This is a genomic window from Streptomyces sp. NPDC029674 (assembly GCF_044903205.1).
Classification (GTDB): Bacteria; Actinomycetota; Actinomycetes; order Streptomycetales; family Streptomycetaceae; genus Streptomyces.
Genome location: NZ_JBJDPY010000013.1, coordinates 123,007 through 137,317 on the forward strand (window position 1 = coordinate 123,007; position 14,311 = coordinate 137,317).

Consider the following 14,311-nt stretch of genomic DNA (forward strand, 5'->3'; position numbering starts at 1 on the left):
AGGGGGAGTCCCATGGGACGCGCGGTACGCAACGTCTTCGTCGCCGGATGCGTGGTGCTCTGGCTGGCCCCGCTGTACCTGCTGGTCGTCAACGCCCTGACCCCGGCGGCCGACTACACCGGCAAACCCGACTGGACCTTCCAGGGCTTCGACCTGGCCGACAACGTCAAGACGGCCTGGCAGGCGGCCGGCATCGGCGACAGCTTCCGCTCGTCGCTCCTCTACGCCGTGGTCTGCGGCCTGGCGGCGGTCCTGGTGGCGGCCATGGCGGCGTTCGCCGTCATCGTGCTGCCCATCCCCAGGCCCGCCTTCTGGTTCTGGCTGATCTACTCCGGCACGCTCTTCCCGCTGCAGATGTTCCTCGCCCCCCTTTTCGGGCTGTACGCGGACGCCAACCTGTACGACACGAGGCTCGGCCTCATGCTCGTGTACACGGCGTGGGCGGTGCCCTTCGCCTTCTTCCTGATCCGCAATCAGATGACGACGATGCCACCGGAGCTGACGGAGGCCGCGCTGATCGACGGCGCCTCCTTCCGGCGGATCTTCTGGCGCGTCCACGTCCCCCTGATGAAGGCGGGGCTCGGCGCGGCCTTCCTCTTCCAGTTCACCGCCGTCTGGAACGACCTGCTCCTCGGCCTCACCCTCAGCCGCAGCCCCGAGGTCCAGCCGGTCATGGCGACCCTGGCCACCCTCAACAAGGCCTACTCCACGACGGGCCCGCCCGTCATCCTGGCCGGCGCCCTGATCGTGTCCGTGCCGACCCTCGTCCTCTTCCTGGTGTTCCGCGGCCTGTTCCTGCGCGGCATCACCGCAACCGCCCGCTGACCCGACCCCACCCTTCCCGGGAGAGATCCGCATGACGACACGGGCACTGGTCCGCACCACCGACTGGGACAACGACCGGATCCGCGACAGCCTGCGCGCCGGAGTGGTCAGCGCCGAGGGAACCCTGTCGGACGGCACCGCCCTGCGGCTCACCGAGGAACCCCTCCTGCGCCACGCGGACGACGGCACGCTGCTCCAGTCCCTGCGCGTCGAACCCGTCAACGGCACGGCGCTGCCGGACGAGTTCGGCGTACGCACGGAATCCGGCGCCGCCCTGCGCGCCGACCGCGTCCCCGGGCCCGGCCGCTCCGTACGGCTCCTGCTGCCCGCCGTCGACGCGGCGACCCGCGTCACCGTCGGCCTCCCCGAAGGACGGGCCGGCATCGACGTACAGCTGACCCCGCAGCGCCGCTGGACCCTGCACCTCGTCCACCACTCCCACCTCGACATCGGCTACACCGACCCCCAGGGCACGGTCCTCGCCGAGCACCTGTCCTTCCTCGACTCCTGCCTGGAGCTCACCCGCGCCACCGACGACTGGCCCGACGCATCCCGGTTCCGCTGGTGCGTCGAGTCGCTGTGGTCGTTCCAGCAGTGGGCGCGCGCCCGGCCCGCCGAGCAGGTCGACGAGTTCGTACGCAGGGTCCGCGAGGGCCGCATCGAGCTGACCGCGCTCCCGTTCAACCTGCACACCGAGACCTGCTCCACGGACGAACTCCACGAACTCCTGCGCCTGGCCCGCACCGTCCGCGACGAACACGGCGTCGAGTTCACCTCCGCCATGCAGACCGACGTGCCCGGCGCCGTCGTCGGCCTCGTCGACGCGCTCGCGGCGGCAGGCGTCAAGTACCTCTCCGTGGCGCACAACTGGGCCGGCCGGTCCGTCCCCCACCTGGTCGGCGGCGAGAAACTGCCCCGCCTCTTCCGTTGGCGCGCGCCGAGCGGCAACAGCGTCCTGGTGTGGGTCACCGACACCCCGCACGGCCTCGCCTACATGGAAGGCCCCCTCCTCGGCTTCGACACCGACTACGCGGACGTCGACGACCTGCTGCCCGCCTACCTGACCTCCCTCGCCACCAACCCCTACCCGTACCGCGGCGGCATCTTCGGCTGGGCCATGGACCACACCGAGATCAAACGCGAGCCCTACCCGTGGGACGTGCTCCACCTGCGCGTCCAGGGCAAGTTCGGCGACAACGCGCCACCCCGCCGCGTCATCGCCGACACCGTCCGCCGCTGGAACGACACCTGGGCCCACCCCCAGCTGCGGCTCTCCCGCAACGAGGACTTCTTCACCGACGCCGAGGCCAGACTCGGCGACGAGATCCGCACCTTCGAGGGCGACTGGACCGACTGGTGGGTCGACGGGGTCGGGTCGGGGGCGCGCCCGCTGTCCCTGGCCAGGACCGCCCAGTCCGTGGTCGCCGACGCCCAGACCATCGGCACGTTCGCCGCCCTCCTCGGCGCCACGGGGGCCGAGGACGACAGCAGGGACGCCGCCGGGGTCTACGAAGCGGTGTCGCTCTTCGACGAGCACACCTGGGGCGCCGGCGACCCGTGGACCCACGGCGACGAGGGCGGCCACTCCGGGGAACACCAGTGGCACTGGAAGTACGGGCAGGCGATGCGCGCCCACGACGACGGCAACGCGCTCCTCGCCCGCGCGAGCGCCCGCCTCGGACAGCGGCTCGCCGCCTCGCCGGACGCGGCGGCCACGTACCACGTCGTCAACACCTGCTCCTGGCCGCGCACCGACGTCGTCCGCGTCTTCCTGCCCGAGAGCACCGTGCCGCTGGAGCAGCCGGTCACCGTCCGCGACGCCCGCGACGGACGCCAACTGGCCCACGACGAGGAGCCGCAGACCAACGACGACCACCGCGACGCGGGACGCTTCCTCCTCGTCCGCGTCGACGACGTGCCGCCCACCGGATCGGTCGGCCTGGACATCGTCACCGCCGCCGGAGCCGTGGAAGAGGAGGAACCCGCGACGGTGCAGGCCGCCACCGGCTGGAACCCGACCGGCGGCACCGAACGCGAGGACCCCGCCGAGACCGCCGCGGCAGCGCTCGCGCACCCCGACCCGACCCTCCTGGAGAACGAGTACCTCGCCGTCCGCGTCGACCTCGCGCACGCCTGCGTCTCCTCCGTCACCGACAAGAGGACCGGCCGCGAACTCGTCCGCGCCGACGCGATCGTCGGCTTCAACGTCTACATCCACGACAGCTACACCACCGCCGGTGCCTTCAACCACAACTCCAGCCGCACCACCGCATCGGACCGCCTCGAACACCTCGGCGCCCGCGCCGTCGCCCCACCCGCCGCGCTCATCGCCCGCCGCTCCACCGCCACCGCCGAGACCATCACGTACGAGACCCGCCCGGCCGGCGCCAACCGGCTGCGCACCACACTCACCCTGCCGCACGGCGTGCCCCGCCTCGACATCGAGAACCGCCTCGACAAGGACGCCGGACTCGGCAAGGAGAGCGCCTACTTCGCCTTCCCCTTCGCCTTCGACGACCCGGTCGTCCGCATGGAGGCCTCGGGCGGCGTCACGGGCAGCGGACTGCCGGTGGTGCCGGGGTCCGCCCTGCACATGCGGGCCGTGCGCCGCTGGGTGACCCTCGGCGACGACGACCTGACGGTGGCGTGGGCCACGCAGGACGCGCCGCTCGTACAGTTCGGCAACATCGCGCTGCCGTACGCGCCGTTCCCCAGGACCATGGGTCACGACGAGCCCGCCACCGTCTTCTCCTGGATCCACAACAACCTGTGGGACACCAACTTCCCCAGCGCACAGGGCTTCGAGTTCACCTACCGCTACAGCGTGGCCTGCGGCCCAGGTGCCAGCGGCTCCGGCGCCGGCGGCCTCGGTCCGCGAACGGCCGCCGCCCGGAGCCGCCCGATGCGCGCCGTCCGAGCCAGGGGGATCTCGGACGGCGCGCCGGACCCGCACGACCTCTGCTGCTTCGTCGAGATCGACGACCCGCGCGTCCGGCTCGTCGGCGCCACCACGCCGCGTCCCGGGCACGTCCTGCTGCGTCTCCAGTCGTTCGCGGAGCAGCCGCTGACCTGCCGGGTCCGCGCACGCTTCCCGGTCACCGCCGCCCACCGCGCGGACTTCCTCGGCACCCCCGCCGGGGAACTGCCCTGCGTCGGTGGTGACGTGGCGCTGAACGTGCCGACGCTCGGCACGACAGCCGTCCTCTTCGAGCGGGCAGCCGCCCTCTTCCGGCAGGCCGACCTCTGAAGCCCACCCCCGAGCGTTGTTCCCGTACGTCCGCGCGAAGGAGAACGTGTGTACCGGCTCGACCCGCGCTACGCCCCCGCGCCCGGGGCCGTCCTCGCCACCGGCTGGCAGGCCGTCGCCGCGCAACTGCCCCCGGGCCCCGTCACCGTCGCTGTGGACGGCCCGCCGACGGTGGACTGGGACGGCCTCGCCGCCCGGCTGACGGAGGAGCTGACCGTGCGCGGCAGGGCCGTGCGGACCCTGGACCTGCGCGCCCACCACGCCCCGCCCGCCACGGTGCGCCGCCGCACCGAATCCGCCGAGGACGCGGAGGACCCCTACTACGCGAAACTCGCCGGGACCCCGCTCCGGGACCTCTTCGACGACCTGCCGCGGACGCGGCCGCCCACGGGCCGCGACGTGCTCCTCGTCCACGGCCCTGGCGCCGCGTTCCTCGCGCACGACGTGCTCTGGTACGCCGACCTGCCCAAGCGCCACGCCGAGGCGGCCGTCGCCGCGGGCACCGGCCGCAACCTCGGACTCCCCGGCGCGAAAGCCACGCTGCGGCGGCTCTTCTACATCGACTGGCCCGTCCTCGACCGCCACCGGGACGCCCTCGCCCCCCGCCTCGACGGCTGGCTCGACGTCCAGAACCCCGCACGGCCCGCCTACGTCGACGGCACCGGCCTGCGCGCCACCCTCGCCGACCTCGCCCACCGCCCCGTACGCACCCGCCCGTACTTCAACTCGACGCCCTGGGGCGGGCACTGGGCCCAGCGCCGCCTGGGCTTCGACCCCGCGGCCCGCAACACCGCCCTCGGCTACGAACTCATCGCCCCCGAGGCGGGCGTCCTCATCGGCACACACCCCGGCCAACAGGTGGAAGTGCCCTTCCAGTTGCTCTGCGTCCTGCATCCCGAGGCGATGCTCGGACCGCACGTGGCGGCCCGCTTCGGCACCTCCTTCCCGATCCGCTTCGACTACCTCGACACCGTGGGCGGCGGCAACCTCTCCGTGCACTGCCACCCCAAGGAGCGGTACATGCGGGAGCGGTTCGGCTGGTCCTACACCCAGCACGAGACGTACTACATGACCCTCGGCAGCCCGGACACCCGCGTCTTCCTCGGCCTGCGCGAGGACGCCGACCCGGTCCGCTTCCGTAAGGAGATCGAGGAGGCCGCACACGACGGGGTCCCCATGAACCCCGAGGACCACGTCATGACGTTCCCTGCCGAACAGGGACGCCTCTTCATGATCCCCGCGGGCACCCCGCACGCCAGTGGCGCCGGGAACGTCGTCCTGGAGATCAGCGCCACCCCCTACCTCTACTCCCTCCGCTTCTACGACTGGCTGCGCCCCGACGCCGACGGCAGGCCCCGCCAACTCCCCTACGAACACGGCCTCGCCAATCTCGAGACCGAACGCCGCGGCGCCGCCGTCGCCCACGACCTGGTCCAGGAACCGCGCACCCTGCGCGCCGGTCACGGCTGGCGCGAGGAACTCCTGGGCGCGCTGGACGAGATGTTCTACGAAGTGCGGCGTCATGTGTTCGACGCGGACGCGGACGCCGTGGCCGACGACGACACGGCGGGCCGCTTCCACGTCCTCAACGTGGTGGAGGGCGAGGGCGTCCTGCTGCGCACGGCGGCGGGGGAGCGGCACACGCTGGCGTACGCGGAGACGCTGACGGTGCCCGCGGCGGTCGGCCCCTACCGGCTCGCGGCGGTCGGCGACGCCCCGGTCAAGGTCGTCAAGGCGCTGGTCCGCCCATGAGCCCCGGCCACGCGAGACCCGTCCTCGAACTCGGCGGCACCCACGTGACCGCCGCCCTCGCGGACCCCGGCACGGCGACCGTGACCCGCCGCATACGGCAGACCGTCCACGCGCGCGGCACCGCCGAGCACGTCCTCGGCGCACTCGTCCGCTGCGCCGGGGAGCTGGACGCCGCCGCCGGACAGGTGTGGGGCGTCGCGGTCCCCGGCCCCTTCGACTACGACAAGGGCATCGCCCGCTTCGAGGGCGTCGGCAAGTTCGACGACCTGTACGGCATCGACGTACGCGCGGTGCTCCTCGACGGAGTCCGGCCGCGCCCCTCCGAGACCGTCTTCCTCAACGACGCGCACGCCTTCCTCCTCGGCGAGTGGCGGGCGGGCGCCGCGCGCGGACACGACCGGTGCGTGGGCATCACCCTCGGGACCGGCGTCGGTTCGGCCTTCCTCGTGGCCGGTGAGGTCCGGCACACGGGACCGGGCGTACCGCCCCAGGGCCGCATCGACCTCGTCGAGGCGGGCGGCAGGCCCCTGGAGGACTCCGTGTCCCGGCGCGCGATCCTCGCGCGCTACGGCCGGGAGGACGGCCACCGGCAGGGCGGGGGCGGTGCGCCGGATTTCGATGTACGGACGATCGCTGAGCGGGCGCGGGCCGGGGAGCGGCGGGCACGGCAGGTCCTCGACGAGGCCTTCACGACCCTCGGCACCGTGCTCGCCCCGCGGCTGCGCGCCTTCGACGCGACCGTCCTCGTCGTCGGCGGCGCCATGGCCGTCTCCTGGGACCTGCTCCGCCCCGCGCTGCGCGCGGGCCTGGGAGATACTCCCGTCACGCTGCGCCCCGCGGGGCTCGGCGGGAACGCGGCGCTCGTCGGGGCGGCGGCCCACGCGGCCGCCGTGCCCTGAACCGTCGCTCTCAGGCAGCGCGCACCACGGAACGGAAGGACGTCCGCACCATGCCCGGACCGCACGACCCGCACCTCGGTCGGCCACCGCGCGAACCCAGGAGCGGCCAGCCCACCCTGCGGGACGTCGCCGAGCGCGCCGGGGTCAGTGCGATGACGGCGTCCCGCGTGCTGCGCGACGACCCGCAGGTGCTGCCCGCCACCCGCGAGCGCGTCCGGGCCGCCGCCGCCGACCTCGGCTACCGCCCCAACGAGGTCGCCCGCAGCCTCCGCCTCGGCCGCGGCACCGGCCTGGTCGGGCTCGTCATCACCAACCTCGCCAACCCCTTCTACTCACGCCTCGCCCTCGGCGTCGACTCCGTGGTCGCCGAGCACGGCCTGAAGACGGTCATCGGCAACACCGGCCAGGACCCCGACATCGAACGGGCGCTCGTCGCCGACCTGCTGGCCCGCCGTGTCGACGGCATCATCGCCGTGCCCGCCTGCGCCGACCAGCGCCACCTCGCCGCGGCGGCGGCCGACGGCGTGCCGGTGGTGCTCGCCAGCCGGCCGCCCGAGGGCTTCGCGGCGGACTGCGTCCTCGTCGACGACTTCGGCGGCGCCCGCGACGCGACGGCCCGGCTCCTGGCGCGCGGCCACCGCCGCATCGGCTTCCTCGGCTCGCCGCCCGCCGTGCACACCGGCACCGAACGGCTCCGCGGCTACGCGGCGGCGCTCGCCTCGGCGGACCTCACCGTCGACACCCGCCTCGTGCGCCAGGGCCAGACCGAACCCCACGAGGCCACACGCGCGGCGGCCGAACTCCTCGCGCTGCCCGACCCGCCGACCGCGCTGTTCTGCTCCAACAACCGCAACACCATAGGGGCGTTCCGCGCGCTGCAGGCCGGCGGCGGCACGCAGGTCGCCCTCGCGGGATTCGACGACTTCGAACTGGCCGACGCGCTCGGGCTGCCGCTGACGCTCGTCGCGTACGACAGCGACGAAGTCGGCCGTGCGGCGGGCCGCCTCCTCGCCGACCGCCTGCACGGCGCAGCCGCGGCGCCACCGCGACAGATCGTGGTGCCCACCAGCCTGGTCGAGTACGGAACTTGATGCCGTGGGGTGGAACGGTCCGGGGTGGCCCGTACGTTGAGCAGGGCGGTGCCACACCGTGCGCACCCGCAGAGACACCGCAGAGATGCTGAAGAGCACCGGGTGAGAGCCGACGGGACGGGGGCACGCGTGGCGCAGCAGAGCCGTTCCGCGCGTCTGGCCGTGTCCGCGCTGTCCCTCGTCGCCACGGTCCTCGCCCTCTTCATCCCGTCCGCCGCGGCGTACGGGGCGCCGGCCGACGCGCCGCTCGCCCGGCACACCGTGGCGGCCCACGCCGGCAAGCCCACCGGGCCGCAGGACGTCCCGGCACTCCACATCGCCCTCGCACACCGGCCGGACGCCCACATTCCGGGCCCGCAGCCGGCCGGCCCGGCGCACACCGCCGTCGACACGGCGCCGCACCGCGCCCTGGGCGGGCCCGACGCCCGCCCCGCCACCGCGCCCGCCCCGCCGCGGCGGCCACTGCCGACCGCTGCCCCGCGCGGTCCGCCCCCGGCGATGAGCACGCAGACCGTCCCCGACGCCTGACCGGCGCACACCGCACCCGCGACGCCCGGTCACGCGTTCTTCCGTCCTGCCCTCATCGTGGAGAACCCCATGTCCCGCGCACCCTTGTGGCGGGCGATCGTCGCGCTCGCGGTCGTCGCCCTGTCCGTGTACATCGCCCTCACCCAATCCGCTCGCCTCGGCCTCGATCTGCGGGGCGGCACCCAGATCGTCCTGGAGACCAAGGACTCACCCACCGTCAAGGCGGACGCCGCGTCCACCGACCGCGCCCTGGAGGTCCTCAGGCAGCGCGTCGACGCGCTCGGCGTCTCCGAACCGGGCATCGCACGCTCCGGCGATAAGCGCATCATCGTCGAGCTGCCCGGCGTACAGGACCCGCGCAAGGCGGCCGAAGTCATCGGCCGCACCGCCCAGCTGACGGTCCACCCGGTGACGGGGGAGTCGGCGGAGAAGGGCAGCGCGAAGCCCGCCGCCGACGGATCGCGCACCCTGCCCGACCCCGACCGGCCGGGCAGCCACCTCAGGCTCGGCCCGACCGCGCTGACCGGCGAGGGCGTCAAGGACGCCGAGGCGACCCTCGACCAGCAGTCGCTCTCCGGGTGGCTGGTCACGCTCGACTTCCGCAAGGAGGCGGGCGAGACATGGGCGCGGATCACCGGCGAGGCGGCCTGCGCGCCGCAGGGCGCGCCCGAGCGGCGCGTCGCCATCACCCTCGACGGCAAGATCATCTCCGCGCCCGGCGTCAACGAGGGCGTGGCCTGCAAGACCGGCATCACCGGCGGCACCACGCAGATCACCGGCGACTTCGACCGGTCCGAGGCGCGCGATCTCGCCGCGCTCGTCAAGGGCGGCGCACTGCCCGTGCCCGTGGACATCATCGAGCAGCGCACGGTCGGCCCGACGCTCGGCGCCGACGCCATCGAGGCGAGCGCCCAGGCCGCCCTCATCGGCATCGCCCTGACCGCGCTGTTCATCACCGTCGTCTACCGGCTCCTGGGCGCGCTCGCCGCCCTCGCCCTCACGCTGTACGGCCTCATCTCGTACGCCGCTCTGGTGGCGCTCGGCGCGACGCTCACCCTGCCGGGGCTCGCCGGGTTCGTCCTCGCCATCGGCATGGCCGTCGACGCCAACGTGCTCGTCTTCGAACGCGCCAGGGAGGACTACCTCGCCGTCCGCTCGACGGACCTGGCCAAACCCGTCCGCACGGGCTTCGCCAAGGCATGGAGCGCGGTCGTCGACTCGAACGTGACGACGCTGCTCGCCGCCGGGCTGCTGTTCTTCTTCGCCACCGGACCGGTCAAGGGCTTCGGCGTCACCCTGTGCATCGGCGTCCTCGCGTCGATGGTCACCGCGCTGGTCATCACCCGGGTCCTCGCCGACTTCGCCGTCGGCCGGAGCTTCGTGCGCAAGCGGCCCGCCCTGACGGGCATCGCCTCCACGGGCCGCGTCCGCACCTGGCTGGCCCGCCGTGACCCGGACCTGGTGCGCCACCGGCGCCGCTGGCTCGGCGCGAGCGCCCTCCTGGTCGTCGTGGCCTTCGCGGGCATCGCCCTGCGCGGCCTGGAGTTCGGCGTCGAATTCACCGGCGGCCGCCTCGTCGAGTACAGCACCAGCAGGCCCGTCGACGCCGACACCGCCCGCGGCGCCGTGTCCGACGCGGGCTTCCCGCGCGCGGTGGTGCAGGAGTCCGGCGACGGCGACATCAGCGTCCGCACCGAACGGCTGACCGATGCCGAACAGCAGCGCGTCAAGAAGGCGTTGGCGCGGGAGGGCGGCACGGTCACCGTCGAGCGCGACGAGATGATCGGCCCGAGCCTCGGCAGCGAACTGCGCCAGAAGGCGCTCATCGCGCTGGGCATCGCCGTCGCCGCCCAGCTGATCTACCTGAGCGTACGTTTCCGCTGGACCCTCGCGGCGGCGGCCGTCTCGGCGATGGTCCATGACGTGCTGCTCGTGGTGGGCCTCTTCGCCTGGCTCGGCAAGCCCGTCGACAGCGTCTTCCTCGCCGCTCTGCTCACCGTGATCGGCTACTCCGTCAACGACACGGTGGTCGTCTTCGACCGCGTGCGCGAGGCACGCCGCCGCGATCCGCGCGGCGACCTGGCGGCCACCGCCAACCGTGCCGTCGTACAGACGCTGCCGCGCACCGTGAACACCGGCATGGGCGCGCTGTTCATCCTCACCGCCCTCGCGGTGCTCGGCGGCGACTCGCTCGCGGACTTCTCGCTGGCACTGATCGCCGGGGTCCTGGTCGGCATGGCCTCGACCGTCTTCACGGCCGTCCCGATCGCCCTCGCACTCGAACGACGCAATCCGGCTCCGCCGCCCGCGCGAACCGGCGGGCCACGCGGGCCAGGTGGATCGGGCGAGGTGTCGGACGGGTACAGCCCGTTGGAGGCGCGGAGGAAGAGGGACCGGGGGACGGGGGCGGTGGTGTAGGCGGCGGGGCGGCCGTGCAGGTGATCGTGTCTCTCCAGGTGAGGGTCGGAGATTTGACTTAATGTGGCCATATGGTCACAAAAACGAATGCATCTGCACGGCGTAGCCGCCTGGCGGCCTCCCGGGGCGCGACCCTCCTGTGTGCCGCGGCCGCGGCGGGAGCCCTGCTCACCGGCTGCGGCAGCGACAACGACAGCGACACCGCGAAGACCGACGCCTCCGAGGCCGGTCGCGCGGCGTCGCCCTCCGCTTCGGCCGACGGCGGCACCCTCACGGACGACCAGTCCGAGCGCAAGGCCCTCGTCCCCAAGGCCAAGGTCGGCTACGAGGACGCGCTGAAGAGCGCGGTGGCGGCGGTGGACAAGTCGAAGCCGGTCTCGATCGAGCTCAAGGGCACGCCGGACGCCCCGCACTGGGACGCCGAGGTGGCGACGGACGACGGCAGCGCCCACTCCGTACGCGTCGACGCGGTCACCGGCAAGGCCGACAAGCCGAAGGCCGACGCGGATCAGGAGGCCGACGACAAGCAGGAGCTCGCCGACTGGCTGAAGAAGGCGACCGTGACTCCGCAGCAGGCCGCGGAGACCGCCACGGGCAAGAAGAAGGGCACCGTCACCTCCGTCGAGCTCGACGACTCCGACAAGGGCCGCACGGTGCTGTGGTCGGTGGACGTCGTCACGCCCGAGGACTGGAACAAGACGACCTTCGACGTCGACGCGACCAACCGCAAGATCCTCCGGGAGCACGTCGACAAGGACTGAACAGCTGAACGAGTGCCGCGCGTGGAACTTCACGGGCTGGGAAAGCGTTGGCAAAGTGGCGCGCAGCCGCGCGCCGACCAGCGAACAGCAGTCGAGGTGGCACGGATGGCGATGTGGGACCGGATCAAGGACCAGGCCAAGGGTCTGCAGCAGTCGCAGGGGACACGGAGCTCCGGCGGCCACGGACGGCCGGGTTCTGGGTCCGGCGGGGGATCGAAGGCTCAGCTCGTGGGTGTGCTCAAGACCCAGCTCGCCTCGCTCAAGACGGAGCTCAAGAGCGGTGCCTACCGTGACGCCAGCATGGCCATGTGCGCCCTGGTCGCCGCCGCGGACGGGTCGGTCGACCCGGCCGAGCGGCAGCACGTCGAGTCACTGATCGTGCAGAACGACGTCCTGCAGAACTTCCCGCCCGACCAGCTCCGCCAGCGGTTCAACAAGCACGTCGACCAGTTGGCGGTCAATTTCCAGCAGGGCAAGGCCGAGGCCATGCAGGAGATCGCCAAGGCGGCGAAGAAGCCGATGGAGGCCAAGGCGGTCGTCCAGACCGGCTTCGTCGTCGCCGGCGCGGACGGGTACATCGCCCCGGCCGAGGAGCAGGCCCTGCGGGAGGCGTGCGCGGCACTCGGCGTGTCCCCGCAGGAGTTCGGCCTCTGACCGAGCGCCGGACACTCCGACCGAGCGCCGGACGACGATCTGCGGGCGCTACGCCGGCTCGATCGCGTCCAGCGCCGGTGCGATCACTTCGAAGGCCCGGTCGAGCAGCTCGGCCGGGTCTTCGGCGCCGTCGCTGCCGCTCCACCGGTGCAGCACGGCGTCGAACGCCGTCAGCGCCATCCCGGCGGCCAGCCGCGGGTACAGGTCGGTCTCGGGGTCGCGCCCGGTGCGGCGCCCCACCTCCTCCGTCAGATCGCCGCGCCACTGCGCCTGCCGCTCCAGGAAGCGGGCCAGCAGGGCGGGCGTCCGCAGGATCAGCTGCACCACACTCAGCGCGCGTTCGAAGTGGTCGGCGCAGGCGGCGAGCGGCACCTTGACGGCGTGCAGCAGCGCCGTCGAGGGGCGCTCCCCGGCGGGGCGGTCCGCCAGCTCCGCGCGCATACCGGCGCCCATGTCGGCGAGGAACTGGACGACCACGTCCTCCTTGGACGCGAAGTACCGGAAGAACGTGCGCCGGGACACACCGGCGGTGGTCACGATCTCGTCGATGGTGACCGCGTCGTACCCCTTCAGTGCCAGCAACCGCAGCGCGGACTCGGTCAGTTCGTCCGACACGAGCCGGCGCTTGCGCTCGGCCATGGTCAGGTGGGGGCGGGAAGTCACCACGTCATCGTACAGGTCGGGCCTCGGCGTGCCCTCTGTGGCGCTCAGGGCTGTCGTGGCATCCCATGCCGGTTCTGGCATCCCCCGTCATCGGCTCAGAACTTGCGCCAGCGGGCGTTGGCCCACGAGAAGAGGCCGAAGGCGGCGAGGCCGGCCGCGATCAGCGCGAGCAGCCAGGGCCCGGCCGCGGTGTCGGCGAAGGAGCGCAGGGTGTTGTCGATGCCCTTGGCCTCGCCCGGCTTGTGCCGCAGCGCCGCCGTGACGGCGAATCCGCCGGCGACGGCGAACACCACGCCGCGGGCCGTGCCGCCCGTGATGCCGACGAAGTCGACGCCCCGGCGCACCCGCCGGGACATCTCGCCCATGCGCAGCTTGTCGTGGAACTTCCGCAAGAGGGCGCGTCCGGCGATCCAGAGCCCCGCCACGATGACACCCGCGCCCGCGGCGGCGACGATCCACTTCCCGCCGGGCCAGTCGAGCACCTTCGCCGTCGCATCCTGAGTCTGCCGGTCGCTGGAACCGCTGCCGCTTCCCTTGTCGCCCGTGGCGTAGGCGAGGATGGAGTACGCCACGAAGCTGTAGAAGAGGCAACGCCCGCCCGCGAGGGCCCGCTTGCCCGCGGTGTCGCCGTCCGGCCCCGCCTGCCCGAAGAACACCTCGGAGAGCCGCCACAGCGCCATGCCCGCCAGGGCGATGCCGAGCATCCACAGCAGTACGTTCCCGAACGGCTTGTCCGCGAGCTCCGCCAGGGCGCCACCGCGGTCCGCCTGGCGGCCGCCGCCGTCGGAGAAGGCGATGCGCAGGGCCAGCGCGCCGACGAGGAGGTACAGCACACCGCGCCCGATGAATCCGGCGCGTGCCACCGCTGCTACGCCGCGCCCTTTGGCCGCCCGCCGTGCCTTGCTCTTGCCGCGCGTCGCGGCCGACGGGAGACGCATGTCCGGGAGGCGCATGGAGGGAAGATGCATGCGGACCGAGTGCCCGGGTCGGCCCGTCTCATGCCGTGGGCCGCATCAATGGAACCTTCCTCATGCCGCGGGCCGCATCAGCGGAATCCGCTCCGGGCGCCGGCTCGCGTGCAGGGGACCGGCGCGCCGGCCGGGATCGTGAAGACCCGGTCGAGGGAGGTGATGCGCAGCAGCCGCCGGTTGCGCGGGCTGCCGGGCACGAGCCACAACGTGCCACGGTTGGGGAGCACTTGATTCCGGATCCGTACCAGCAGCCGCAGGCCGCCGGCGTCCATGAAGGTCACCCCTCGAAGGTCCGCGACGACCCGCGGGCCGGCCCGGTCGAGGAGTGCCGTGACGCGGGGAGAGAGCTCCTGGTCGGCCCAGGCGTCCAGCTCGCCCCAAAACGCAAGGACATCAGTGCCGTTCACCACGCGGTGACGCAGGCCGAAGGTGAAGTCGGCGGTGCCCGTATCCCAGTCCAGCAGTGTCTCTTTCCCTTCACGGAGAGTAATCAGAAAGTCGA

12 protein-coding genes are annotated in these 14,311 nt (G+C 73.0%); 9 read left to right on the top strand and 3 right to left on the bottom strand.

Going from position 1 to position 14,311, the window contains the following annotated elements; genetic code table 11:
* Window positions 1-12 precede the first annotated feature (12 nt).
* The 9 genes from ACI2L3_RS28650 to ACI2L3_RS28690 all read left to right on the top strand — a co-directional run bounded on the left by ACI2L3_RS28650 (window position 13) and on the right by ACI2L3_RS28690 (window position 12,175).
* Entirely contained in the window at window positions 13-825 is an 813-nt protein-coding gene (locus ACI2L3_RS28650) for a carbohydrate ABC transporter permease (RefSeq protein ID WP_404755271.1), read from the top strand.
* 31 nt (window positions 826-856) lie between these two features.
* Window positions 857-4,072: an alpha-mannosidase gene (locus ACI2L3_RS28655; protein ID WP_404755272.1), complete on the top strand. Its 3,216-nt coding sequence runs from the start codon at window positions 857-859 to the stop codon at window positions 4,070-4,072.
* A gap of 48 nt (window positions 4,073-4,120) precedes the next feature.
* Entirely contained in the window at window positions 4,121-5,824 is a 1,704-nt protein-coding gene (locus ACI2L3_RS28660) for a class I mannose-6-phosphate isomerase (RefSeq protein WP_404755273.1), read from the top strand.
* Window positions 5,821-6,723, top strand: a complete 903-nt coding sequence (locus tag ACI2L3_RS28665) for an ROK family protein (protein ID WP_404755274.1) — start codon at window positions 5,821-5,823, stop codon at window positions 6,721-6,723. Before ACI2L3_RS28660 ends, ACI2L3_RS28665 begins: the two co-directional genes overlap by 4 nt.
* Before the next feature lie 50 nt (window positions 6,724-6,773).
* Entirely contained in the window at window positions 6,774-7,814 is a 1,041-nt protein-coding gene (locus tag ACI2L3_RS28670) for a LacI family DNA-binding transcriptional regulator (protein WP_404755275.1), read from the top strand.
* Between the two features lie 129 nt (window positions 7,815-7,943).
* A complete protein-coding gene (locus tag ACI2L3_RS28675) occupies window positions 7,944-8,342 on the top strand; it encodes a hypothetical protein (RefSeq protein ID WP_404755276.1) in 399 nt (132 codons plus the stop codon).
* A 69-nt stretch (window positions 8,343-8,411) separates the two neighbouring features.
* Window positions 8,412-10,760, top strand: coding sequence for a protein translocase subunit SecD (gene secD / locus ACI2L3_RS28680; RefSeq protein ID WP_404755277.1), 2,349 nt, complete (start codon window positions 8,412-8,414; stop codon window positions 10,758-10,760).
* A 71-nt stretch (window positions 10,761-10,831) separates the two neighbouring features.
* Entirely contained in the window at window positions 10,832-11,521 is a 690-nt protein-coding gene (locus ACI2L3_RS28685; protein WP_404755278.1) for a PepSY domain-containing protein, read from the top strand.
* Window positions 11,522-11,626: 105 nt separating this feature from the next.
* On the top strand, window positions 11,627-12,175 hold the full coding sequence (locus ACI2L3_RS28690) for a tellurite resistance TerB family protein (protein WP_404755279.1): 549 nt from the start codon (window positions 11,627-11,629) through the stop codon (window positions 12,173-12,175).
* A 48-nt stretch (window positions 12,176-12,223) separates the two neighbouring features.
* Here the strand turns inward: ACI2L3_RS28690 and ACI2L3_RS28695 are convergent, their stop codons facing one another.
* The 3 genes from ACI2L3_RS28695 to ACI2L3_RS28705 all read right to left on the bottom strand — a co-directional run bounded on the left by ACI2L3_RS28695 (window position 12,224) and on the right by ACI2L3_RS28705 (window position 14,219).
* Window positions 12,224-12,814 carry a TetR family transcriptional regulator gene (locus tag ACI2L3_RS28695; protein ID WP_404755400.1) on the bottom strand — a complete coding sequence of 197 codons (591 nt, stop codon included), beginning with the start codon at window positions 12,812-12,814 and terminating at the stop codon, window positions 12,224-12,226.
* A 119-nt stretch (window positions 12,815-12,933) separates the two neighbouring features.
* A complete protein-coding gene (locus ACI2L3_RS28700; protein WP_404755401.1) occupies window positions 12,934-13,776 on the bottom strand; it encodes a DUF1206 domain-containing protein in 843 nt (280 codons plus the stop codon).
* A gap of 107 nt (window positions 13,777-13,883) precedes the next feature.
* Window positions 13,884-14,219 carry an STAS domain-containing protein gene (locus ACI2L3_RS28705; protein WP_404755280.1) on the bottom strand — a complete coding sequence of 112 codons (336 nt, stop codon included), beginning with the start codon at window positions 14,217-14,219 and terminating at the stop codon, window positions 13,884-13,886.
* Window positions 14,220-14,311 lie beyond the last annotated feature (92 nt).